Origin of the sequence: Dactylosporangium maewongense (assembly GCF_039531485.1) — a bacterium.
Taxonomy (GTDB): domain Bacteria; phylum Actinomycetota; class Actinomycetes; order Mycobacteriales; family Micromonosporaceae; genus Dactylosporangium; species Dactylosporangium maewongense.
Map to the genome: position 1 here is coordinate 66,571 of NZ_BAAAQD010000027.1, position 22,693 is coordinate 89,263.

The 22,693-nt window shown below is 71.9% G+C and carries 18 protein-coding genes; 10 read left to right on the forward strand and 8 right to left on the reverse strand.

Annotated features, from left to right (window positions below; genetic code table 11):
- Positions 1-135 precede the first annotated feature (135 nt).
- Positions 136-1,584, reverse strand: a complete 1,449-nt coding sequence (locus tag ABD332_RS46760) for an aminotransferase-like domain-containing protein (RefSeq protein WP_344511231.1) — start codon at positions 1,582-1,584, stop codon at positions 136-138.
- Between the two features lie 63 nt (positions 1,585-1,647).
- Between ABD332_RS46760 and ABD332_RS46765 the strand changes: the two genes are divergently transcribed.
- From ABD332_RS46765 to ABD332_RS46800, 8 genes are all read left to right on the forward strand, one after another.
- Positions 1,648-2,028 (forward strand): Rid family detoxifying hydrolase, encoded by a 381-nt coding sequence (locus ABD332_RS46765; RefSeq protein ID WP_344511233.1) that lies wholly within the window; start codon positions 1,648-1,650, stop codon positions 2,026-2,028.
- Complete coding sequence (locus tag ABD332_RS46770; RefSeq protein ID WP_344511235.1) at positions 2,010-3,185, forward strand: trans-sulfuration enzyme family protein; 1,176 nt, start codon at positions 2,010-2,012, stop codon at positions 3,183-3,185. The genes ABD332_RS46765 and ABD332_RS46770 overlap by 19 nt, the downstream gene beginning before the upstream one ends.
- Positions 3,182-4,069, forward strand: a complete 888-nt coding sequence (locus tag ABD332_RS46775) for a fumarylacetoacetate hydrolase family protein (RefSeq protein ID WP_344511237.1) — start codon at positions 3,182-3,184, stop codon at positions 4,067-4,069. Before ABD332_RS46770 ends, ABD332_RS46775 begins: the two co-directional genes overlap by 4 nt.
- Before the next feature lie 263 nt (positions 4,070-4,332).
- The gene (locus ABD332_RS46780) at positions 4,333-5,115 is read left to right on the forward strand and encodes a class I SAM-dependent methyltransferase (protein ID WP_344511365.1); all 783 of its coding nucleotides are present in this window, start codon (positions 4,333-4,335) and stop codon (positions 5,113-5,115) included.
- A gap of 617 nt (positions 5,116-5,732) precedes the next feature.
- A complete protein-coding gene (locus ABD332_RS46785; RefSeq protein ID WP_344511239.1) occupies positions 5,733-6,281 on the forward strand; it encodes a dihydrofolate reductase family protein in 549 nt (182 codons plus the stop codon).
- Between the two features lie 15 nt (positions 6,282-6,296).
- Positions 6,297-6,653, forward strand: a complete 357-nt coding sequence (locus ABD332_RS46790; protein ID WP_344511241.1) for a DUF1801 domain-containing protein — start codon at positions 6,297-6,299, stop codon at positions 6,651-6,653.
- Between the two features lie 28 nt (positions 6,654-6,681).
- The gene (locus ABD332_RS46795; protein ID WP_344511243.1) at positions 6,682-7,107 is read left to right on the forward strand and encodes a YciI family protein; all 426 of its coding nucleotides are present in this window, start codon (positions 6,682-6,684) and stop codon (positions 7,105-7,107) included.
- A gap of 13 nt (positions 7,108-7,120) precedes the next feature.
- Entirely contained in the window at positions 7,121-8,407 is a 1,287-nt protein-coding gene (locus tag ABD332_RS46800; protein ID WP_344511245.1) for an RNA polymerase sigma factor, read from the forward strand.
- A 110-nt stretch (positions 8,408-8,517) separates the two neighbouring features.
- Here ABD332_RS46800 and ABD332_RS46805 read toward each other — a convergent pair whose 3' ends face one another.
- From ABD332_RS46805 to ABD332_RS46835, 7 genes are all read right to left on the reverse strand, one after another.
- A complete protein-coding gene (locus tag ABD332_RS46805; RefSeq protein WP_344511247.1) occupies positions 8,518-9,186 on the reverse strand; it encodes a 3'-5' exonuclease in 669 nt (222 codons plus the stop codon).
- A complete protein-coding gene (locus tag ABD332_RS46810) occupies positions 9,179-9,400 on the reverse strand; it encodes a hypothetical protein (RefSeq protein WP_344511249.1) in 222 nt (73 codons plus the stop codon). The genes ABD332_RS46805 and ABD332_RS46810 overlap by 8 nt, the downstream gene beginning before the upstream one ends.
- On the reverse strand, positions 9,387-9,995 hold the full coding sequence (locus tag ABD332_RS46815; RefSeq protein WP_344511251.1) for an NUDIX domain-containing protein: 609 nt from the start codon (positions 9,993-9,995) through the stop codon (positions 9,387-9,389). Before ABD332_RS46815 ends, ABD332_RS46810 begins: the two co-directional genes overlap by 14 nt.
- 298 nt (positions 9,996-10,293) lie before the next feature.
- Entirely contained in the window at positions 10,294-10,776 is a 483-nt protein-coding gene (locus ABD332_RS46820; RefSeq protein ID WP_344511253.1) for an SRPBCC domain-containing protein, read from the reverse strand.
- Positions 10,773-11,111: an ArsR/SmtB family transcription factor gene (locus ABD332_RS46825; protein WP_344511255.1), complete on the reverse strand. Its 339-nt coding sequence runs from the start codon at positions 11,109-11,111 to the stop codon at positions 10,773-10,775. Before ABD332_RS46825 ends, ABD332_RS46820 begins: the two co-directional genes overlap by 4 nt.
- 148 nt (positions 11,112-11,259) lie before the next feature.
- Entirely contained in the window at positions 11,260-11,565 is a 306-nt protein-coding gene (locus tag ABD332_RS46830; RefSeq protein WP_203844309.1) for a WXG100 family type VII secretion target, read from the reverse strand.
- Between the two features lie 15 nt (positions 11,566-11,580).
- Positions 11,581-12,465, reverse strand: coding sequence for a hypothetical protein (locus ABD332_RS46835; RefSeq protein ID WP_344511260.1), 885 nt, complete (start codon positions 12,463-12,465; stop codon positions 11,581-11,583).
- A gap of 94 nt (positions 12,466-12,559) precedes the next feature.
- Here ABD332_RS46835 and ABD332_RS46840 point away from each other — a divergent pair, with 94 nt between their 5' ends.
- Positions 12,560-20,317, forward strand: coding sequence for a hypothetical protein (locus tag ABD332_RS46840; protein WP_344511262.1), 7,758 nt, complete (start codon positions 12,560-12,562; stop codon positions 20,315-20,317).
- On the forward strand, positions 20,314-22,677 hold the full coding sequence (locus ABD332_RS46845) for a right-handed parallel beta-helix repeat-containing protein (RefSeq protein WP_344511264.1): 2,364 nt from the start codon (positions 20,314-20,316) through the stop codon (positions 22,675-22,677). Before ABD332_RS46840 ends, ABD332_RS46845 begins: the two co-directional genes overlap by 4 nt.
- The last annotated feature ends 16 nt before the right edge of the window (positions 22,678-22,693 follow it).

A 22,693-nucleotide genomic window follows, 5' to 3' on the forward strand; every position in this document is an offset into this window, starting at 1 on the left:
CCGTTCATGTCGGTCTCCCTCGTCCGTATCACTGGCATCGGGGGGAGGACGGAGCCGGGCACGGTTCTGATACGAACGGAGGCAGGCAAGCTTTCAGCAGCCGGCCCGGCGATCGTCACGCTGTGTCGCGGCGAGTCAGGGGCGCAGACGATGCGTGGTCATCGACGAAGCCGGCGCCGTAAGCGGCGAACCGTCGTCGAAGGTGCGGGCGAGCTCCGCGAGTCGGTCGGCCGCGGCGTCGAGGGCGGTGTCGGTGGTCGTGACGGCGATCCGGATGTGGGAGTTCCAGCGGTCGGTCGGGGTCAGGGTGCGCCCGGCGGTGATGCCGACCTGGACTCTGGCGGCGGCCTGCACGATGGGGTCGGCGTCGTCGAGGTGGGTGCGGACCCAGAGGAAGGGCCCGCTGTCGCCGCTGGCATCGTGCCAGAGGGGGAGGTCTTGTCGGAGCCGGCGCCGCAGGTGGGCGCGTTGATGCGTGAGCTGCTGGCGCCGGTGTGCGGCGAGCGCGTCGATGTGTGGCAGGCAGTGCAGGACGAGCGCCTGGTCGAGGGCGGGTGTGGCGAGGTCGAGCGCGGCCTTGCGCGCGCTGAACCGGGCGATTGCCGGCGCCGGTGCGCGGAGCCAGCCGACTCGCAGGGCGGACCACAGCACCTTGCTGAACGTGCCGATGGTGATGATGTCCGCGTGGGGGTCGTGCGTGGCGAGGAAGGGCGGCGGCTGGTCGGCGAGGAACCGTAGGGCCTGGTCGTCGACGAGGGTGGCGCCCCAGCGTCCGGCCAGCTCGACGACCCGTCGGCCGGTCGCGTCGTCGAGCTGGCGGCCGGTGGGGTTGTGCACGGCGGACGTGACATGGACGAGATCCACCCGGTGCTCGTTCGCGGCGAGACCGGCGGCCCGCTCGAGGTGATCGACGCTGCACGGCAGCAGTCTGGCGCGGCGCTGGAGGTAGGCGTGCAGCGCGCCGAAGTAGGTGGGGTCCTCGATCATGACGCGGTCGTTGCGTTCGAGATCGGAGGCGATGAGCGCCAGCGCCTGTTGGGAGCCGGTGGTGATCAGCAGCTGTGACGGCTGGGTGGGCAGACCGTGACCGGTGAGGTGGTCGGCGAGTGCGGATCGTAGTTCCGGCAGGCCCGCCGTGTCGTGTCCGCTGCCGATCAGGTCGAGCAGGGCGTCGGCGGAGCGGGCGAGCGTCTCGGCCAGGATCGTGGGCGGGTCGAACCGGCAGACCGTGAGGTCGACGGAGTCGGTCGAATGCCGTGGGTGCGTGCTGCGGATGAACGGGTTGGCCGCCAGGGCCGCGATGGCTGGATCGTGCCGCAAGGTCCGGTCGCCGGTCACGGTCGTGCCGCTCCCGCGGACGCTGTGCAGTGCTCCGCGCTGGCGCAGCAGGTCGTAGGCACCGGCGACCGTGGTGCGGCTGATCCCGAGACGGCGGGCGAGCGCGCGTTCGGACGGAAGGCGGTCGCCTGGCCGCAGCAGCCGGGCCTCGATGAGCGATGTCACGGCGAGCGCGAGGCACTGGTGCAGGGGGCCGCGATGGCTGCGCCAGCCGGCGAGCAGGGGCACGAGATCAGGCACGCTCACCTGGACCACTTTCGCGGCAAATGGCCCTTGAGGCGAGGGCCAATCGGGAGCACCTTGGCCTGCATGCGCGAAATTGTCACCAGCCCGCAGATCGCCCCTCCGGCCGGACCGTATTCGCACGCGGTCATCGGTACAGGCGATCTCGTCTACGTGTCCGGACAGACCGGACAGGACCCTTCCACCGGCGAGATCGTCGGCGGTGGCGTCGCCGCCGAGACCCGCCAGGTGTTCGCCAACCTGCTGCAGGTGCTGCACGCGGCGGGCCTGGACTTCGCCTCGGTCGTGAAGTGCAACGTGTTCCTCGTCGACATGGCCGACTTCGGATCGATGAATGCCGTCTTCGCCGAGGTGATGCCCGGGCCATATCCGGCCCGCAGCACCGTCGCTGTCGCCGCGCTGCCGCTGGGCGCGCGGGTGGAGATCGAATGCGTGGCGGCCAGATGAACACCTGGCAGGCGGACACCGTCGCCGCCCAGCGGCGCCCCGTCGGGGGACTCGTCGGCGTCGACGTCGCGCCGGCGATCCATCCGACCGCCGCGTTCGCCGCCCCGACCGCCGCCGCGTTCGCCGACCTGGCGGTCCGGCGGCGGGCCATCGACTTCTACACCCGTTACGGCAACCCGAACCACGCCGAGACCGCTTCGGTCATCGCCGCGCTCGAGGGCGGCGAAACGGCGCTGCTGTACGCCTCCGGCATGGCCGCGATCACCGCGACGATCGTCGCGTTCGGCACCGGCGCGCGGGTCGTCGCGCAACGCGAGCTGTACGGGGGGACTGCCGGCTTCCTGGACAGCATCGCTCCGCGGCTCGGCATCGGCGTCGACTTCGTCCACCACGACGACCTGGCCGGGTTCGACCAGGCATTGCGCACCCCGGCGACATTGGTGCTGCTCGAGACGCCGACGAACCCGCTGCTGCGCGTCACCGACGTTGCGGCGATCGCAACGCTGGCCCGTCGTGCCGGGGCGGTCCTGGCGGTCGACGCCACGCTCGGCTCACCGGTCAACCAGCAATTGCTCGGGCTCGGGGCCGACATCGTGCTCCACAGCGCCACCAAGTACCTCGGCGGCCACGGCGACCTCACCGCCGGCGTCGCGGTCACCTCCAACGACCTCGCCGACCGGCTGTGGAGCGATGCCTACCTGTTCGGCGCCACACTGTCCGCCCACGACGCGTGGATGTTGCAGCGCGGCCTGCGCACCTTGCCGGTACGGATGCGGCAGCACAACCGCTCGGCTTCAGCCGTCGCGGCCCATCTGACCGAGCATCCGGCCGTCGTCCGGGTGCACCACCCCAGCCTCGTCGACCACCCGCAGGCGGAGCTGATCGCCCGCCAGATGACCGGCCCCGGAGGCGTGCTCAGCTTCGAGGTCCGCGGCGGGCTCGAAGCGGCCGAGCGCGTGGTCTCCCGCCTGCGACTTCCCTCCCGGGCCGCGAGCTTCGGCGGGCCGACCGCCGCGGTGGTCCTCCCGGCCCGGATGTGGTCCGGCATGGGCAGCGCGACCGTGGAGGACCTGGTGCCGGCCGGGCTCATCCGGCTCGCCGTCGGCCTGGAGGACCCGGCCGACTTGAACATGGACCTCGACCAGGCGCTGTCGTGAAACTCGTTCGCTACGGACCACCCGGCGCCGAGCGGCCGGGCGTCCTCGACGCGGCGGGCGCGGTTCGGGACCTGTCCGCGCACATCGCCGACATCGATCCCGATGGCCTCGCCCCGCAGCGGCTCGCGGAACTCGCGCGGCTCGACGTCGACCGGCTTCCAGCGGTTCCGACCCCGACCCGCATCGGACCGTGCCTCGGCCGGGTCGGCAAGATCGTCGGGGTCGGCCTCAACTACCGGTCGCACGCGGACGAGGCCCGCATGCCCCTGCCGGACGAGCCGCTGCTCTTCCTGAAGCCGGCGTCGGCCGTCAGCGGCCCGAACGACCCGGTGCTCCTGCCGCCGCTGAGCACGACCACCGACTACGAGGTCGAGCTGGGCGTCGTCATCGGCCGCACGGCGCGCCAGGCCCGGACGTCTGAGGCGATGGGCCACGTCGCCGGGTACTGCATCGTCAACGACATCACCGAACGCACGTGGCAGCTGCACCGCGGCGGCACCTGGGACAAGGGCAAGGCACACGACACGTTCGCCCCCATCGGGCCCTGGCTCGTCACGACCGACGAGATCCCCGATCCGCACGGCCTCGCCATGCAACTCTGCGTCGACAACGAGACCAGGCAACGTGCCAGTACCGGCGACATGCACCACCGGATCGACCAGCTGATCGCCTACATCAGCCAGTTCATGACGCTGCACCCCGGCGACATCATCACCACCGGCACGCCGGCCGGAACCGCCCTCGGCACCGACACCGACCACTACCTCAAACCAGGCCAGACGATGACCACCACCATCGACGGGCTCGGCACGCAGTACACCCCGATCGCCCAGGCCGCCCGGCCAACCCAGGACGGTCACGCTGCACGTACATGGGACACATAGCGGACGCGCCCGGCCGGGGCCTGCAGGTCATGGCCCGGCTGGTGCGACGCCTGTTCTTTGCCATCCAAGGTGCTCGGGGGCCCAGGTCCGCTGCCTGGGCGGACACGATTGAATGGCACGAATGGATGCTGGAGCCCTTTTTTCCGGTAACGATCGGCAGGCGGGCGAGCTGCTGGACCCTGCCGTGCGTGGCATCGAGAATTGGGTGCCTGTCGTAGGAGCTGCGCTCGTACTCTCTGTTGGTGAGCGATAGCAATGACTACGTGAGGTTGCGAGAGACCTTCAACGAGGACGCTGCACGGTATGACCGTGCCCGCCCCCGATACCCAGTGCAGATGTTTGATGATCTCGCTGCGGCCGGGGTAGCGCCTGGGGCAAGAGTGCTGGAAATCGGCTGTGGCACTGGGCAGGCGACTGTGCCGTTGGCCGAGCGGGGCTACCGCATCGTGGCTGTCGAGTTGGGCACCGACATGGCGGCTGTGGCTCGGCGAAATCTTGCCGCGTTCGACGCGGTGGAGGTCGTAACGGCGGCGTTCGAGGAGTGGCCCTTGCCCGGTGAACCGTTCGACGTGGTGTTCTCCGCTACCGCGTTTCACTGGATCGACCCCGCCGTGCGGGTGTCGAAGTCTGCTGACGCTTTGCGTCTCGGTGGCCTGCTGGCCACCGTGGGAACCCACCACATCGCTGGCGGCACCTGGACCGAGGCATTCTTCGTTGAGACCCAGAAGTGCTACGAGCGCTTCGATCCGTCGACCCCACCGGGCCTGCGTCTTGAGACTGCTCGTGACATCGTCGAAGACGATCGGGAGCTCACCTCGTCGGGGCGATTCGGGCCTGCGAAGTTCTACCGATACGAGTGGGAGCTGCCGTACTCGACAGCTGACTACCTGGATCTGCTGTTGACCTACTCCGGACACCGTGCCTTGCCGGACGTGCAGCGGAGCGCACTGCTGAACTCCATCGCGCGGCTGATCGACGTGGACTACGGGGGTCAAATTGTCAAGCGCTACCTGACTGAGCTGAGGATCGCCCAACGAGTCCGGTGAATCGCTTCGACCAGTGGCGGTTGGTTTCAGCAGAGCGCGCGTGTCCCCGCTGGGGAGCTGATTGAAGGGCAACAATGGCGCCCTGTGCAGGTCGGCCGCACGGGGCGTCCGAGATTCTGTGGGCAGCGCTCCCGTCACGGAGTGCCCCTGGGTCGGTGTCGGACTCGGTCAGGAAGAGCAGATGATCATCTGCCGCACGCCCGTATGCGATGATGGTGTTCGGTGCTCGGCCGTTGGTTGACGACCATGGCGACGTTGCCGTAGAAGACCTCGATATCGGTGTTGTCGAGGATCTGTTCCCAGATCCGCAGCTGGGTGGAGTTCCTCGAGGCCGAGGACACGGTCGTAGAGCCGCAGCCGGAAGACGGCACTCATGGCCGCGGACCAGACCACCAACGCGGGGTGGGTGTGGTGTCGGCCCGAGGCGAGGCCGGCGGTCATGCGGAGGAGCGCAGTCCCGGCCGCGATCGCGACACCGAACAGCGAGACGTCGAGGGCCGTGTCGGGCGACGCGGAGAACCAAAAAAGTTTCTTTGGCTCTGATGTCGAAACGGCGCGCTGTCGCGCGAAGGACGGGTGAGGGCCGGAACAGCCGGCCCACCACCAGGGGAGACCTGATGCGACGGATCATCGCTTCGACCTACACCACTGTCGACGGCTTCATCGACAACCCCCACGAGTGGTCGCTGGCATACAACGACCCGGCGGCCATGCGGTACGCCCTGGACCTGACGCTCAGCGCCGACGCGCTGATCCTGGGCCGCATCACCTACGAGGGCATGGCGCAGGCGTGGCCCAACATGGGTGGCAACCCGTACGCCGACCACGTCAACGCCATGCACAAGTACGTCGTCGCCTCCCAGCCGGTCGACACCAGCGCCTGGAACCCGACGACCGTCATCGCCGGCGCCGAGTTGCTGACCGCTGTCAAGGCGCTCAAGGAGAACGATGGCACCGACATCCTGATCTGGGGCAACGGCCGGTTGACCGACGCACTCGCGACGGCCGGCCTCCTCGACGAGTACAAGATCTGGACCTATCCGGTCCTCAAGGGCAGTGGCGAGCCGCTGTTCCGCGCCGAGAGCCGAACCGGCCTCCAGCACTTCGAGACCACCACCTTCGAGTCCGGGGTGGTCGTGTCGACCTACCGCGTCACCACCGCCTGAACCAGGAGTACCGAGATGAGCGACGACATGAGCCAGGACGTCACCGATTACCTCGCCAAGACCAAGCCGTGGCAGCAGGACCTGTGCGCGACGCTGCGCCGGACCGTTCTCGACACCGTCCCCGGCGTCGAGGAGGCCATCCAGTACGGCAAGCCGCACTTCAACCTCGCCGGCCAGAACACCGCGGTGCTGCACGTGGCCGCCGCCAAGGTCTCGTTCATGGTGTTCGGTGCTGGCGAGGTCGACCCGGTGCCGGGCGTGCTGCGGTCGATGGGCAACGGCGACCGCAAGGTCGTCGACCTCGCCGAGGGCGACACGGTGGACACCGACTTCATCGCCGGCCTGCTGCGCCGGACCACCGGCCTGGACTGAGACAAGATCAACCGAGAGGATCCTTCTCATGCGTGTGATGGTGATGACCAAGGGCGATGCCGCCGATGAGGACAACGGTGAGCCGACGACCGAGATGTTCGAGAAGATGCGGGTCTTCAACGAACGACTCGTCAACGCCGGCATCATGCTCGGCGGCGAGGGACTCCAGCCCAGCGCCGCCGGGGCGAAGGTCGCGTTCTCGACAGCGGGCACGACGGTGGTCGACGGCCCGTTCACCGAATCGAAAGAGGTGATCGCGGGCTACTGGATCTGGGAGGTCAGCTCGCTGGCCGAGGCGATCGAGTGGGCGAAAAGGTGCCCGTTCGACCCGTCCTACGGCGACTCGCAGATCCTGGAGATCCGGCCGTTGTTCGACATGGCCGACTTCGCCCAGACCGTCGACGCTGACGCGCTCGCCAAGAGCGAGCGGTTGCTCGACCCGACCTCGGACTGAACCGGACCCGGCCATGGACCTGCGCAAGTCGGTCGAGGCGCTGTGGCGGATCGAGGCGCCCCAGTTGATCGCGACACTCGCCCGCCGGATCGGGAGCCTCGACATCGCCGAGGATCTCGCGTCCGAGGCGTTCGTGTCGGCACTGGAACAGTGGCCGGCTGACGGCATCCCGCCGAATCCGGGTGCCTGGCTGATGAAGACCGCCTGGCACAAGGCGATCGACCGTGCCCGGCGCGAGGAGACGGCCCGCAAGAAGGCGCCGCTCCTCGTCGCCGGGCACGAGGGCGAACTGGCCGATGTCGCGGACGAGGCACTCGATCCGATCCCGCACGACCTGCTCACCATGGTGTTCACCACGTGCCATCCCGTGCTCTCAACCGAATCCCGGGTCGCGCTCACACTGAGGCTCTTCGGCGGACTGACGACCGACGAGGTCGCCCGTGCCTTCCTCGTGCCCACTGCGACGATCGGGCAGCGGATCTCACGCGCCAAGCGGACCCTGGCCGAGGCGCGGGTGCCGATCGAGGCCCCGTCGGCCGGGGAACTCCCTGAACGCCTGCGCGCGGTGCTGGATGTGCTCTACGCGATCTTCAACGAGGGCTATTCGGCCTCGTCAGGCACGAACCTCGTCCGCGCAGACCTCGCCGTCGAGGCGATGCGGATGGGACGGGTCCTCGCAGGACTCTCCCCGACCGAGCCCGAAGTGTTCGGGCTGGTCGCCCTCATGGAGCTGCAGGCCTCCCGCTTCCGGACCCGTGTCGACGCTGCCGGCATCCCGATCCGGCTCGAGGACCAGGACCGCCGACTCTGGGACCGCACGCTGATCGAGCACGGCCTCAGCATGCTGGACCGCGCCTTCGACCTGGCCCGGCCCCTCGGCGTGTTCTCGCTGCAAGCCGCCATCTCCGCCTGCCACGCCCGCGCGGCGACGTTCGCAGTCACCGACTGGGTCGCCATCCTCGCGCTGTACGACGCCCTCACCCAGATCACCCGGTCACCCGTCGTGGAGCTCAACCGCGCGGTCGCCGTACTCCATGTCGACGGACCCGAAGCCGCACTCGCCACGACCCGACCGCTGCTCGCCGACCGCCGGATGGCCGGCTACCACCTGCTGGGCGCGGTGCGCGGGGACATCCTCATCCGGCTCGGCCGCCACGCCGAGGCCGCAGCCGAGCTGGAACGCGCGGCCGAACTCGCACCGACCAAACAGGAACGGCAACTCCTTCTCAGCCGCATGGCGCAGGCGCTCGCCCCCCGCGACGCCGGCGGCCAGTCCGGCAAGGAGCCGCCGGCGGACTGAGCCGGAAACGCGCCCGACAGCATCTCCTCGACGGGCCGTCGACCCCATCCGGTACCGCACGTCGGAGGCCAGGACGCGTTCGTAGGTGGCGCCAGTCGGGTTCGGCGTGGTCAGAACAGCGGCTGCTGGGCATCGGGTTGGTGCGGTGGTGCGGCGCCGGCGATGGCGTGCAGGTGCGACAGCCGGGACCAGGCCAGCCGGGTGCTGCCGGCGGTGAGCAGGTGCCGCAATGCGGTGGCGGTCGCCGTGGCGTCCGGCAGGGCTCGGTGCCGTCCGGCTGGGACCGGGATGCCGAGGTGGGTGAGGACGGTGTCGAGCTGGTAGTTCGGCAGGCCGGGACAGGCGTGCCGGGCGAGCCGGATCGTGTCGAGCATCGGGACGGTGGCGAGGGTCGGGCAGGCGGTGGCGTACCGGCGCAGGATGCCGGCCTCGGTGGCGGCGTGATGCGCGACCGTCACGTACGGCGGTGCGGTGAGCGTCGCGTCGAACTGGCTGAGGACCGCCGCGGCGCCAGGTCTTCCGGTCACCATCGCCGGGGTGATGCCGGTCTGGCGGGTGTCGAGCGCGGTGACCGGGGCGTGGGCCGGTGGCCGGATGAGTGCCTCGAACCGGCCGGTCTCGCCGAGCCGCCATCCTTCCGGCCCGTCGTGCAGTTGGAGCAGGACGGCGCCGACCTCGATGGGTTCGGCCGGTGCTCCGGTCGGGGTGGTGCCTTCGAAGTCGAGGACCACGAACGTGGTGGCGCGCATCGCCGGATCGGTCGCGTACCGGTCAACCATCCGCAGCTCCGGAGGCGGATCTGCCGAGCCTGGCGAGGAGCTCGTCGACCTGCCGGCGGGTGGTTGCCTCGATCAGCAGCGCGTGGCCGCCGTGTGCGGCGATGTGAGCGCGTACGGCGGGTGCATGCAGGCGACGGAATCCCAGGACGGTCGGCATCGCGTACTGGCCGGCCACGTCGGCGCCGATCCCGCCGGGTGGGCTACCTGTCGCCATGCGGAGCCCATTCGCCTGGTGCGGTGCGGGTGAACTTGGTGAGGAACCTCGGCAAGTGCGGGTCGGTGCGTTCGGCGGGCCAGGTCATGGCTTCGGCGCGGGGGTACCAGTCCCAGCCGGCGAACTCGCCCGGATCTGGTGTGATCGGCCGGTCAGCGTCCAGCGCGATCGGGAACCACAGGGTGCAGTCGGTGTGGACGTGCGGGCCGACGGTCTGCGTGACCGTGACGAACAGCGGCCGTCCGCCGGGCCACCACGGATGCGGATGCGCCGCCGCCTGGAGTTCTTCCCCGGCTTCCCGTGCGACGGTGACCCAGGGGTGTTCGTCGGGTTCGACGTGCCCGCCCGGCGGGAGCAGCCGCCCGGCCTTGCGGTGCTCGACGAGGAGCACCCGGTCGGTGCGTTCGTCGTACGGCAGGAAGTAGGTGACGAGGTGCTTCGGCGGAACGTCCGGCGGCACCCGCCGGTACACCTCGGCGCCGCTGTCGATCCACGCCAGGACGTCGTCGCGGTCGGCGGCTTCACGGTCGTCGAACGGAACCAGCCCGGCAACCAGCTCCCGCAGCGCCTGCCGCTCGGCCGCCATTCTCATCATGTGTCCGCCTCCGCTCACGGGCTTTCTCGGCGAACTTACCCGGCGGTCTCCTGAGGAGTTCGCCGCTCACCTGAACGATTGGGACGGCAATGTGGTGGCCGTGTCAGCCAGAGACACCGCCTGGTGGATTGTTGTACTGGCTCTACAGCCGGGCCGGCAACGACCAGGTGGTCACCAGCGGCGGCGATCAACTGGTCGCGTAGTTCAAGCGGCTACTGACGGCCGTCACCAACACCGCCTGACGCGTGTTGGCGTGCAGAGGCTCGTGGGGGCACGGGAACGTACCGCGGACGGCCGCTCATCCCTGGCGTTCGGCGACCCGGGCGAGTTGTTCGGTGACCGAGCCCCAGCCGTCCGCGAAGCCGAGCTTCTCGTGATGGTCTCGATCGGCCGGATCGCCGTGGCGGACGATGACGCGATAGTCCGTGCCGTCGGGGTGATCGCTCAGGGTGATCTCGGCGGTCATGGGAACAGGGGAGGGGTTCGTGGGTCGCCAAGCGCTGTCGATCGCGTTGGTGAACACGATCCGCTCGAGCTCGTCGACGACGAGGAAGCACGCATCGAGGTGCGGGGCGAACGTCACCCCGTCGTCGCTGAGCCGGGTCACGAGCGCGCCGCCGGGCCGCACGTCCAGGCGGTCGACGCGGCACAGGGTCGGAGCCGGGACCCACCACTGCTCGAAACGGGACGGGTCGGTCCACGCGCTCCATACAGCGGCGCGGGGCGCGCGGATCACCCGTTGCAGGGCCAGGTCCAGGTCCGGGTCGAGGTCGGGATTCATTGCCGGTGCTCCTTCGGATCGGTGAGGAGGCGTTCGAGGCGATCGGTGCGCGCTTCCCAGATCCCGCGCTGCTGGGCGAGCCAGTCGTCGACGACGGCGAGGCGTTCGCGGTTGAGCGTGCAGGTGCGCACCCGTCCGGACTTCGCCGTGCGGATCAACCCGCTGGCCTCGAGCGTCCGCAGGTGCTTGATGAACGAGGGAAGGGTCATTGGGAACTCGCCGGCGAGCTCGCCGACGCTCGCCGGGCCCCGGCCGAGGCGCTGGATGACGCCGCGCCGGGTCGGGTCGGCAAGGGCGACGAACACGCCGTCGAGCTGCGCCGAATACTGTGCCACGCGGCTAAGTATTCTTCGTCCAGATACTTAGCGCAAGGGCTAAGTATCGTGGGGGTGGACCTGCCGGGCCGCGCACCGACTGAACCGCAGGGCATCAGCGGCGACCACCTGCTGGTCCGCCCGGGAGCGGACCAGCAACGGCGGTGGGTCAGGAGCCGGCGGAGCGGATCTTGCCGGCCATGTCGACGTCCATCTCCTCCATCGAGGTGCGGATGTCGCGGAACTGCTTCGCGAAGTCGTTGATGCCCTTCATCGCGGCGAGGAGGCTGGTGTTGAACTTGTCGTACGACTCCTTCATCGCGGGGCTGGACTGCTGGAAGACCAGGCCGTCCTCCAGCAGGTTGGACACGTCGCTGCGCAGGGACTCGAGCATCGGGAGGATGTCGCGGACGGCGCCGTCGAGGCGGGTCGAGGTCGCCTCGATCTTGTCGTAGTCGAGTGAGATGTTGGGCATGGCGGGCTCCTTCGGTCAGACGCCGATCGGGTAGCTGGAGTAGTCGGTCTCGTCCTCGGGCGTGGTCTTCTCGACCTCGTCCCAGCGCGCGTACTGATCGCCGCGCGTGTACTTCGTCACCGTGCCGTCGCTCTCGGTCACGGTCATCGTGCCGCCGCCGCCCTCGTTCAGGGCGATGACGGTGTGCGTGGTCGAGCCGTCGCCCGCCGTGGTGTCGGTCACCGACGAGCCGTGCTCACCCGTCGTCGTCACCGAGTGGGTCGTGCTGCCGTCGCTGTAGGTGGTGTCCGTCGTGTACGACGTGCGATCCGCCGAATACGTGGTGGTCGAGGTGTACCGCTGGTCGCCGTTGACGACCGTGGTCTCCTCCTTGATCACGTTGTAGTTCTCGTCGAGCGTCAGGTGGGTGTGCACCGATCCCGTCTCGGTCGTGATCGTCGAGTCGGTCGGCGGCGGGCCCGGGTCGGTCGCGGAGCAGAAGCCCGGCATCGACCCGTCCGGCCCCGGCACGCAGTCACCGCGGTGCGCCTGCAGGTAGTCCCAGGCGTCCTTGGAGTCCTTCCAGCGGTCCAGGTCCAGGCTGGCGCCCATCATGCCCATCCCGTTGGCGATCTGGGCGTCGACGTCGAAGTACCCGTCGGCGACCGCGCCGAAGATGTCACCGAGCTCCCGCAGGTCGTCCTCGGCCTTGCTCATCGGGTGCTGGGCCATCCGGTACAGGCTGCGAAACGACCCAGCCAGCCCGTCGTTGCCGAACACCGCGTCCGAGTCCTCGTATTCGATGCTGCCGACCTGCGAGAACACCGTGTCGCCGAGCTTCGGCCCGATCCGGTCGGCGAGATCGTGCAGGTCCTTCTTGGCCTCGTGCAACAGCCCGTAGTCGATGGCGAAGTCGGGCAACGCGGCCTCCTCTCGTGGTCCCGCCTCGACCACGTGTGAACCGTCCGGCGGGTTCACACGTGGTCATGCAGATCCGCTGCGAGGGGGTGTCCGCGTGCCACGACCGACCGACTGGGACAAGGTCGGCCTCGGCGGCGACCCGACCCCCGGCGACCCCGCCCGGATCGACGAGGTCATCGCCTCGCTGCGCAGCCTCGGCACCGTCGCCCGCGAGGTCGACACCGCGCTCGCCGCCGTCCTGGACACCGCCGGCCCGGAGGCGTTCGCCGGCAAGACCGCCGAGGCGCTGCGGGAGAAGATCAGCGGCCGGCTGCGCGGCTTCGTGCAGAGTCTCGCCGAGGCGTTCGAGTGGTCGGCGACGGCGCTCACCACCTACGTGGCGGTGATGCGCGACGAGCAGTGGCGCGCCGACCAGGCACTCACCCAGGCCCGCGGGATGGCTGAGGACGACCCCGGCCGGCCGGCGCTCACCGACACCGCCCGCACCGCGGGGGAGCAGCAGAGCGCCGCGGCCGACACCGCGTCGAACCGGATCGTCGAGGCGTACCAGAACATCAAGCAGCCCGTGTCCGGCTGCGAGGAGTTCTGGGAGATCTTCAAGTGGATCGCGATCGCCCTGATCCTGCCGGCGCTGGTCTTCGGCGGCCCGATCGCGCTCGTGGCCATCGGCGTCAACCTGGCCCTGTTCATCAAGACCGCGGTCGACTTCGCCCACGGCAACGCCACCGCGCTGGAGTTCTTCCTCTCCGCCCTGGGCATTCTCGCCCCGACCACCCGGGCCGTGCCGATCTTCCAGATCATCGCCGCCGGCGCGAAGTTCGCCTGGAACGGGCTGAAGGCCGGCGCGTTCGCGGTGTTCAAGTTCTTCGGCAACGCGTTCCGCGGCATCATCAGCCACCCGTTCGTGATCTTCCCCGGACTGCACGACATCGCGACCGTTGCCGGCACCTGGATCCGCAACGGCGCACTGTGGCTGCGGACCGGCATCACCGACCTGCCCGCCCTCACCGGCATCGCGCTGTCGAAGGCAGGGCTCTTCGTCGTCAACGGCGTCCGCGGTATCCAGGCGTTCGCCACGAGCGTGCCCTCGATGGTCGCCAAGTTCGGCGCCAGCACCTGGACGTTCCTGAAGACCGAGTTCGGCGGCAACCGCTGGCTGCGGCTCTTCCTGCCGGCCGAGGCCGACGAGCTGCACCTCGGCGTGTGGAAGGCGATGAAGCTCGCCGTCTTCGACCGCGGTGTCCTGGGCCATCACCTGTACGGCCTGCCCCGCCCGCACGTCTTCCTCCCGGAGAGCGGGGGCGGCGGCGTACACCTGGACCTCAACGACGTGCGCACCGGCAACCTCACCGTCCCGCCCCGGATCGAGACCGTCAACGTCGGATCGTTCGAAGGCATCGGCAAGATCACCCCGACCCCGCCGGCGATGCAGCTGCACAGCACCATCGGCGACGGCTTCCACTTCAGCGGCGACGCGGTCCGCAGCATCGACGCCATCATGCTGTCGCCGATGGACACGCTGACCCGGGTGCGGCTGGAGGGCATGAGCATCGGCATGCCGCCCCTGCACACCTTCGACCCCGGCACGGGCGTCAGCGCCGGCGTACACCTGCAGCCGGTGTCGCCGGCGCAGCACGCGGGCGCCGCCGGCAACCTGCACCTGCCGGCCATCTCCGCGGTCACCGCCCCGCCGCCGAGCTCCCTGCTCGGCGGCATCCACCTCGGTGAGACCGGCTCCATGGCGGGCGCCGTCCACCTGACCCCGCCGGGCGCCGTCACCCACAACGCCGTCCCACCGGCGAGCGTCCTGGCCAACGCCGTGCCCCCGCCGGCCGCGGTGACGCACCTCGGCGCCTCCCCGGTGCTCGCCAACGCCGTCCCCCCTCCGGCGGGTCTCACCCACGCGGGCGCCACGCCGGTGCTCGCGACGGCCGTGCCGCCACCGGCGGGTCTCACTCATGCCGGTGCCTCGCCGGTACTGGCGAACGCCGCGCCCCCGCCGGCAGTCATCGCGAACGGCGTGCCGGCGCCCGGCGGGTTCACGCACGGCGGTCCCGCGCCGGTCGCGCTCGGGGACGCGATCACACCGGGCGCCCTCACGCACGCCACCCCGGCCCCGTCCGTCCACAACGGCCTGCACCTCGGCCCGCCGCCCTCGGCACACGCCGGGGCGATGGACCTGCTCGCCCAGCACCCGGGTGCGGCGCCCACCGCGCATACGCTGATCGGCACCCCGGGCGGTGCGGTCAACGGCGCCGGCGCCCGCATCGGCGACCACACCGGCTTCGCGATCGGCGCCCAGCACGTGTCGCAGGACCTCGGCGCCCTGAGCCGGGGCCTCGACACCCCGCCGGTGTCCCAGCTCGTCGTCACCCGCCTCGACGGCGTCTCCGCCCACCCCGGCGCCCCGGCCACGACCCCGGCGCACGTCGCAGGCTCCCCGCCCGGCTTGACCGGCGCCGCGGGCCTGCACCCCACCCCGGCGCACGTCGCGGGCACCCCGCCGAACGTGAACGGCGCGCTACACGCGGCACCGCACGACGGTGACCTCGTCGTCCCGCACACCCCGGTGCCGCACGGCGCGGATCCGTCCGCCCTGCACGCCCCGCCCCCGCGCGACCCCGGTGCCCCGGCGATCCACGGCCCGCACCATGCCGGCACACCCACAGTCCACGTGCCCGCAGGCGCCTCGGGCAGCCCCGCCCACCTCGCCGGTGTGCAGCCCCCACCCCCGGTCGCCCAGCTCGCCGTCGACGTCCGAGCCCTGAACGGCGCAGACAACACCGTCCGGACCGGCGCCGGCGTCGACCCGGGTCCGGGCGGACGGGCCGGCGCCGGCGTCGACCCGGGTCCGGGCGGACGGGCCGGCAGCGACGCCGACCCCGGGCCGGCCACCCCGCCCGGCGGCGGAGCGGCGGACGCCGGCGTCGACCCGGTCACCGTCACCCTCGCGCTCGGCCTGCTGCAGACCCAGCTCAGCCGGGGCGCGCCGCACGCCGGCGGCGCCGCGGTCCGGGACGCCGGCATCACCCCGCCCCCGCCGGCGTCGAACGCCCGACCGACCGGCGCGCAGCTGGACGCCGCCTGGCAGCGTGACAGCAACCGCATCGCCGGGCTGTTCGGCGCCATGGACGATCCGCTGCGCCGGCAACGCCTGGACACCTGGGGCCAGTACACGGGAGCCCGCAACGAACTCGGCCGCGTCGAGGCACTCTGGAACGACATCCAGGCCCGGCCCGGGCAGTCGTCCAGCGGCCCGGGTGTCGCCCACGTGCACGCCGGCAACGCCCACCAGGCCGCCCTCATGCGCGTCGAACGCCTGGAGACCGAGCTGCGCGGCCTCGGCGTCAACCCGGCCGCGATGGACGCCCGGATCTCCGAGCTCACCGCCAGTTCGCTGCGGGACCGGCCGCGGCTGCTCGGCGGCGGCGGCAACCTCTCGCGGATCGTCAACGACCTGTGGGCCGGCGCGCCGATCGACGGGCACGTCGTGCTCCGGGGCGCCGACGGTGGCGGGCTCGGGCTGCGGATCGACGAGCACGTCGACGCCGCCGGCGCGGTGCAGCTGCGGCTGATCGACGACGACGGCGCCGTGGTGCCGCACCTGACCGTGACGGAGTTCGACGGCGGGTACCAGATCGGCGGCGGCACCGGGTTCCGCCGCTTCGACGCCGACGGCGACCTCACCGAGGTCGGCACGGCCCTGCGCGGCCTGGACGGGCACGACCTGCAGGGCCGGTTCGTGGTGGAGCCGGTCGGCGGGTACGCCATGGGCGGCGTGCGGATCGAGAGCACCGGCGGCCACGCGATCACGCGGCACGGCGACGGCTTCCAGGTCGCCGACGGCGCCGGCTTCCACCGCTTCGACGCCACGGGCACCGCGACGGCCACCGGCCGCCCGCTGCGGGACGCGACGGGCGCCCCCGTCGGCGGCCAGTTCGTCGTCACCCACGGCGCCGGCGGCCACACCGTCGAGGTCGCCGACCCCAGGTTCACCACGGCCGTGCACGGCGGCGGGTTCCAGGTGACGGACACCGCCGCGCACCACGGCTTCCAGCGCTTCGACCACACCGGTGCGCTCACCGAGACCGGCCGGCCGCTGCGGGACGCGGGCGGCGGGGTGCTCTGCGACCGGTTCCACGTCCAGCCGACCGGCGGCGCGCCGGCCCGCATCGAGGTCACCGACGCCAGATTCACGGTCGCGGGGCACGGCCCGGGGTTCCAGGTCACCGACACCGCGGCGCACCACGCGTTCCAGCGCTTCGACCAGGCCGGCACCCTGACCGCGACGGGCCGCCCGCTCACCGACACGGGCGGCGGGGTCTTCGACCACCGGTTCTGGGTGACGGACGCGCACGGCGCAGGCGGCCGGATCGAGGTCACCGACCCCAGGTACACGGTCGCGGCGCACGGCGGCGGGACCCAGGTCACCGACACCGCGGCGCACCACGGGTTCCAGCGCTTCGACGGCACCGGTGCGCTGACCGAGACCGGACGGCCGCTGCGGGACGTGGGCGGCAACGTGCTCGGCGACCGGTTCCACGTCCAGCCGACCGGCGGCGCGGCCGCCCGCATCGAGGTCACCGACGCCCGGTTCACGGTCACGACGCACGGCGGCGGGACGCAGATCACGGACACGCTCGGCGGCAACGCGTTCCAGCGCTTCGACGGCGCCGGCACCCACCTGGAGACCGGCACGCCGGTGCGCGACCTCGCCGGCCGGGCCGACCGGGTCGTGGTCACCCCGGCCGCCGGCGGTGCCGGGCACGTCGAGGACCTGGCCGGCGTGCGGCTCCAGGGCCTCCAGGTCGCTGCGGACGGCGCCGGCTACCGGGTCACCGACCAGCTGGGCCTGCATGCCGGGGAGTTCCGCCGGTACGACGCCGCCGGCAACCTCCTGGAGCAGTCCTTCAACGTGCTGCGCGACGCGGCACCCACCACCCGGCAGTTCGTCGTCAACGCCACCGGCCGGACCTGGCACCTCGCCGACAACGGCGTCCAGCTGCCCGCCGGCGCGTTCCACGCCGGGACCGTCGACGCGGCCGCCGCCGGCTCGGGGCGGGTCCGGCTGCTCAACCGGTCCGGCGTCGAGGTCTTCGACCGGCGCCCGATCCCGGGCGGCACCAGCCTCGACGTGTTCCGCCGCATCGACGGCGACTTCGGCCGCACCGCGCAGCGCCCGCAGTGGGTGGAGCTCACCCCCGACGGCCGGGTCGTCGACCACGGCGTACGCAGGTTCGACACCAACGCCGTCGGCTGGCGGGACGTCGACCACCGTGGCCGGCTCGTGCACGAGTTCCGGCAGGGCATCGGCGGCGGCGACGTCGTGGGGCTGCGCGGTGCCCTCGGCGACTGGACCTGGCACCGCTTCGACAACGCCGGCAACCGGCTCGGCCACGGCCCCCGCACCCTGGACCGCGACGGCGGCTGGACCGACCGGCTGCCCCCGGCCGGCGGCAACCCCGGGCCGGTCGTGCAGCGCCAGTGGGGCACCGCGCACGGCCCCGCGAACGCCGGCGTGTATCAGCAGTTCGACCTCGGCGCCGGCGGCGTGCGCCGGGACACGTGGCAGACGCACTCCCCGCACGGCAAGGACGCCGGGAAGCTCGAGGCGCTGCCGGGCGGCGACCGCCTCGAGACCCGCCGGTGGTCGGAGCAGCGGCCGCCGCAGTGGGCCCGCAGGTTCCTCGCCGGCGTCGACGAGGACGTGTTCCGCGCCAACCCGCACCTGCGCACCGACACCCGCTTCCAGCTCTACGAGTGGCGCCGCCTCGACGCCCACGGCAACGTGCGGGCGCAGGGCTTCCGGTTCGTCGGCATGAACGACGCCTCCTACGACTTCACCAACGCCGGCCGGTTCGTGCGCTCCAGCGCCAAGCTCGACCACGGCAACACCCTGAAGGTCGGCCACGACACCGTCCCGCTCCCGGCCGGCGCGGTCCGCGACGCCAACCGCATCCCGTGGACCGAGGGCAACGGCAACCTGTCGGGGCACCGGGTCAACGTCGGCCCGCACCCCGACGGCCGGATCTGGGAGGACCGGTTCGTCCCGGGGCAGCAGCAGGGCAACTGGTACGAGTTCGGCGGCCAGCAGCACTCCGTCGCCCGCGCCGGGTACGCCGACGGCTCGATCAAGGAGTTCCACCGCCCGCCCGCCGCCGGTGCCGCCGACGGCGGGTTCGCCAGCCGCGGCGCCGCGCACGAAGGCACCGGCGTCTGGGTGCGCAAGGACCCGCACGGCGTGGTCATCGGTCGCGCCGACGACTGGCCGGACCCGGCCGGCGGCGTCCACCGGGTCGAGGCCAACGCCCCGGAGCGCGCCGGCACATGGAGCTGGTCCGGCTACGACGCGCGCAGCGACAGCCGCACCTGGCAGTGGCGCGACGGCGCCGGCCAGACCGGCACGCGCGAATACGGGCGCGGCTTCAACGGCCCGCACACCACCTACGACGACTCCTTCCGCGACACGGTCCGCGGCGCCGACGGCCATCAGGTCCTCATCCGCGAGCGCCGGATACTCGACGGCGGCGGCTACGTCGACTCGTGGCGGGTCGACCTGCCCGGCGGCGGGCACGAATGGCAGTGGCGGAAGATCGACAAGTACGGCAACGTCGCGGCGGCCCAGGGCGCCAACCCGCTGCGCCGCTGGTGGGACACCAACGCCGGCAACGGCGCCGGCGGCTGGGTCGCCGACTGGTTCGGCGGCGCGACCCGCTTCCGCGACGAGGTCACCGACGGCGCCGGCGCCGCGGTCGTGGTCCGGGAGATCCCGGCGGGCGCCGAGATCGGCCGGATCCGCGAGTACACCCTCGGCACCCCCGGCGCGTGGCGCGAGTTCGACATGGGCGCCACCGTCCGGGACCGCTCGCAGTTCGGCACCGGGTTCCTGGAGCGCGACGCCTGGCGCGGGCAGTGGCGCGAGTACGACGCCACCGGGCTCACCATCGCCCGCCGCACCGACGACGGCTACGTCTTCGAACGCGGCGCCGGCGGGGGCTGGCAGCGCGTCGGCCGCGAGCTCGACCACCGCGGCGGCGTCACCGAGGTGCGCGGCTGGAACCGGCGCATCCGCGAGGCCAACCGCATGGAGTGGGGCGGCGAGCTGCGGCTCGGCACGCACACCGAGGCCCTGTACGAGCCGTACTGGAAACTTGCCCTGCAGAAGGCGGCCCTGGAGTTCTCCCAGGAGTTCCTGCTCGAGTTCGCCGCGAACCTCGCCGTCAACGGCATCGTCGACGCGATCGCCGGCACCGAGTTCAACGGCAAGGACGTGCTGAAGGCGTTCGCCAACGCCGCCGTCGGCGCGGCCGTGAAACAGGCCGTCGGCTCGCTCGTGCACGACAACAAGTTCGGCGCCATGCAACGCTCCGGCGACTGGAAGGCCGGTCTCGCCAACATCGACGGCGGCAAGGGCTGGCACCGCAAGCCGCTCAACCACGACAAGTACTGGTCCAACGAGTGGGCCGGCAACGAGACCGCGACCCGCTGGCGCGGCGGCACCTACGACTTCGCGTTCAACGTGCCCGTCGCCGGGCTCACCGGCTTCGTCAACGGCAGCATGAACGCGGCCGTCTTCGGCATCACCGATGCCAACGGCAACACCGTCTACCTCACCGGCGGCGCCGCCGTCTACGACGGCCTGCTGTCGGCCGCGGCCGGCGTCACCGGCGCCGTCACCACCAGCATCGCCAAGACGCTCTTCAACTCCGGCCTCGGCGGCCGGGCGTTCCACCGCCAGGGGGTCGCCGAGTTCGCGCTCCAGCTGCCCTGGAAGATCATCGAGAAGACGGTCACGTCGCAGCTCCTCAAGGAGTTCCGCATGCACGACAACCCCTGGTACTACGCGAAATGACCAGGGTCCTGACCGTCTCCGGCGCCCGTGGCGGCCGCGGCACCCACCGGACGATCGCCGAGGCCGTGCGCGCCGCCGCACCCGGCGACACGATCGCGGTCGCGCCGGGCCGCTATCCCGAGCCGGTCCAGCTCGACCGTGACGTGCACCTGCGTCCGGAACACGGCACCGGCAGCGTCGAGATCGGCACCCTGACCCTCACCGCCGCGGCCGCCACCGTCACCGGGCTGGTCGTGCGGGGTGCCGACCCGTCCCGCCCCGCCGTGTCGGTCCAGGACGGCGCCGGCGCGATCCTGGACCACGTCGAGGTGCACGGTGGCCGGATCGAGGCCCGCGCGGTCGATGCCGTCGCCGCCGTCGTCCTGCGCGACGTCGCCGTGCACGGCGCCGCCGGCACGGCGCTGCACCTCGCCGGCGACGTCAAGGCCGAAGGGTCCGACGTGCGCCTGGAGGCCGTCGCCGGGGTCGGGATCGTGCTGTCCGGCGCCGCCCAGCTCGCCGCGGTCCGGCTCCTCGTCCGCGCCACCGACGGGTCCGGGATCCGCGTGCGCGGCACCGCCCGGCTCAGTCTCACCGACTGCCGGATCGACCGGGCCGGCCGCGACGGGCTCCTTGTCGAGGACGCCGCGGCCGTGGTCGCCGACGAGTCCCGCATCGACATGTCCGGCGCCGCCGCCGTCCAGGTGTCCGGCGCTGCCCGGGTCAGGCTCACCGACTGCCGCATCACCGGGCCGGGCGCCAGCGGTCTCGTCGTCACCGACGACGCCGAGCTCACCGCGGCCGGCTGCACCGTCCGCGACACCTCCGCCAACGCGCTGCTCGCCGTCGGCGCCGCCCGGGCCGTCCTCGACGGCTGCCACCTCACCAGCGCCGGGTTCAGCGCCGTGCACACCGGCGGCACCGCCGACGTGCAGCTCACCGCCTGCCGGGTGCGGCACGGCGCCGAGCACGGCGTCCACGCCGTGGAGCAGTCGAGGGTCACGCTCACCGACTGCGACCTGCGCGACCTCACCCTGACCGGCCTGCACGTCGGCGACCGCGCCTCCCTCACCGCGGCCGGCTGCACGATCGCCGACGTCGCCACCGGCGTGCGGATCGCCTCCTCGTCCCCGGCCGACCTGCGCCAGTGCGCCGTCCTGCGACCCAAAGAGGTCGGCGTCGAGGTCGTCGCCGGAGGCGCGCTCACCCTGACCGGCGGCCGGGTCACCGACGCAGGCGCCGCGGGCATCGTGATCGACACGGCCGCCCCGGTCCTGATCACCGCCGCCGACGTCACCGGCGGGGGAGGCTCCGGACTGGTCGCGTGGACCGGCTCCCGCCCACAGGTGGAAGGGCTGCGCGTCGACGGCGTCGCGAAGAACGGCATCTACGTCGCCCAGGGCGCCGGCGGGCAGTTCACCCGGTGCGACGTGACCGCGACCGGCTTCGCCGGCCTGCACGTCGACACCGCCGCCGACCCGATGTTTGAGGATTGCCGCATCCACGACGCCGTCACCGCGCTCGCGTCGCCGGCCAGCTCCCCGGCGGTCACCGCCGTCCCCGCCCCCGACGAGCTCTCGCTCGACGACCTTCTCGGCGAGCTGGCCGAGCTGGTCGGCCTCGACCGCGTCAAACGCGACGTCGGCACGCTCGTCAAGCTCATGCAGACCGTCCGCCGCCGCGAGGAGGCCGGCCTGCCCGCCCCGCCGCTGAGCCGGCACCTGGTCTTCGCCGGCAACCCCGGCACCGGCAAGACGACCGTCGCCCGCCTCTACGGCCGGTTGCTCAAGGCTCTCGGCCTGCTGCGCCGCGGCCACCTCGTCGAGGTCGACCGCAGCGCCCTCGTCGGCGAATACGTCGGCCACACCGGCCCGAAGACCGCCGCCGCCGTCACCAGCGCCCTCGGCGGCGTCCTGTTCATCGACGAGGCCTACTCGCTCGTGCCCCGCTACGGCGGCAACGACTTCGGCCAGGAGGCCATCGCCACCCTCGTCAAGATGATGGAGGACCACCGCGACGACGTCATCGTCATCGTCGCCGGCTACCCGGGCGAGATGGACCGCTTCATCGGCGCGAACCCGGGCCTGGCCTCACGCTTCACCCGCACCCTGCACTTCGACGACTACGACACCCCGGAGCTGGTCGCGATCGTCGAGCACCAGGCCGCCGGACACCGGTACGAGCTCACCGACGCCGCCCGCGGCGGCCTCGTCGACTACTTCACCGCCCTGCCCCGGGGCGTTGGCTTCGGCAACGGCCGCCTGGCCCGCCAGGTCTTCCAGGAGATGACCGAACGCCAGGCCCAACGCGTCGCCGAACTCCCCGACGCCACCGGCGACGACCTCGTCCTGCTCGCCCCCGAAGACCTGCCCACCCGATAGCCCCGACTGGAGCAGC

Excerpts from the sequence above, each read along its gene's own strand:
- ABD332_RS46845 (WP_344511264.1), top strand. The coding sequence starts at position 20,314 with ATGACCAGGGTCCTGACCGTCTCCGGCGCCCGTGGCGGCCGCGGCACC.
- ABD332_RS46770 (WP_344511235.1), top strand. The coding sequence starts at position 2,010 with ATGCGTGGCGGCCAGATGAACACCTGGCAGGCGGACACCGTCGCCGCC.
- ABD332_RS46790 (WP_344511241.1), top strand. The coding sequence starts at position 6,297 with ATGAGCGACGACATGAGCCAGGACGTCACCGATTACCTCGCCAAGACC.
- ABD332_RS46795 (WP_344511243.1), top strand. The coding sequence starts at position 6,682 with ATGCGTGTGATGGTGATGACCAAGGGCGATGCCGCCGATGAGGACAAC.
- ABD332_RS46800 (WP_344511245.1), top strand. The coding sequence starts at position 7,121 with ATGGACCTGCGCAAGTCGGTCGAGGCGCTGTGGCGGATCGAGGCGCCC.
- ABD332_RS46830 (WP_203844309.1), bottom strand. The coding sequence starts at position 11,565 with ATGCCCAACATCTCACTCGACTACGACAAGATCGAGGCGACCTCGACC.
- ABD332_RS46765 (WP_344511233.1), top strand. The coding sequence starts at position 1,648 with ATGCGCGAAATTGTCACCAGCCCGCAGATCGCCCCTCCGGCCGGACCG.
- ABD332_RS46815 (WP_344511251.1), bottom strand. The coding sequence starts at position 9,995 with ATGATGAGAATGGCGGCCGAGCGGCAGGCGCTGCGGGAGCTGGTTGCC.
- ABD332_RS46785 (WP_344511239.1), top strand. The coding sequence starts at position 5,733 with ATGCGACGGATCATCGCTTCGACCTACACCACTGTCGACGGCTTCATC.
- ABD332_RS46810 (WP_344511249.1), bottom strand. The coding sequence starts at position 9,400 with ATGGCGACAGGTAGCCCACCCGGCGGGATCGGCGCCGACGTGGCCGGC.
- ABD332_RS46805 (WP_344511247.1), bottom strand. The coding sequence starts at position 9,186 with ATGGTTGACCGGTACGCGACCGATCCGGCGATGCGCGCCACCACGTTC.
- ABD332_RS46820 (WP_344511253.1), bottom strand. The coding sequence starts at position 10,776 with ATGAATCCCGACCTCGACCCGGACCTGGACCTGGCCCTGCAACGGGTG.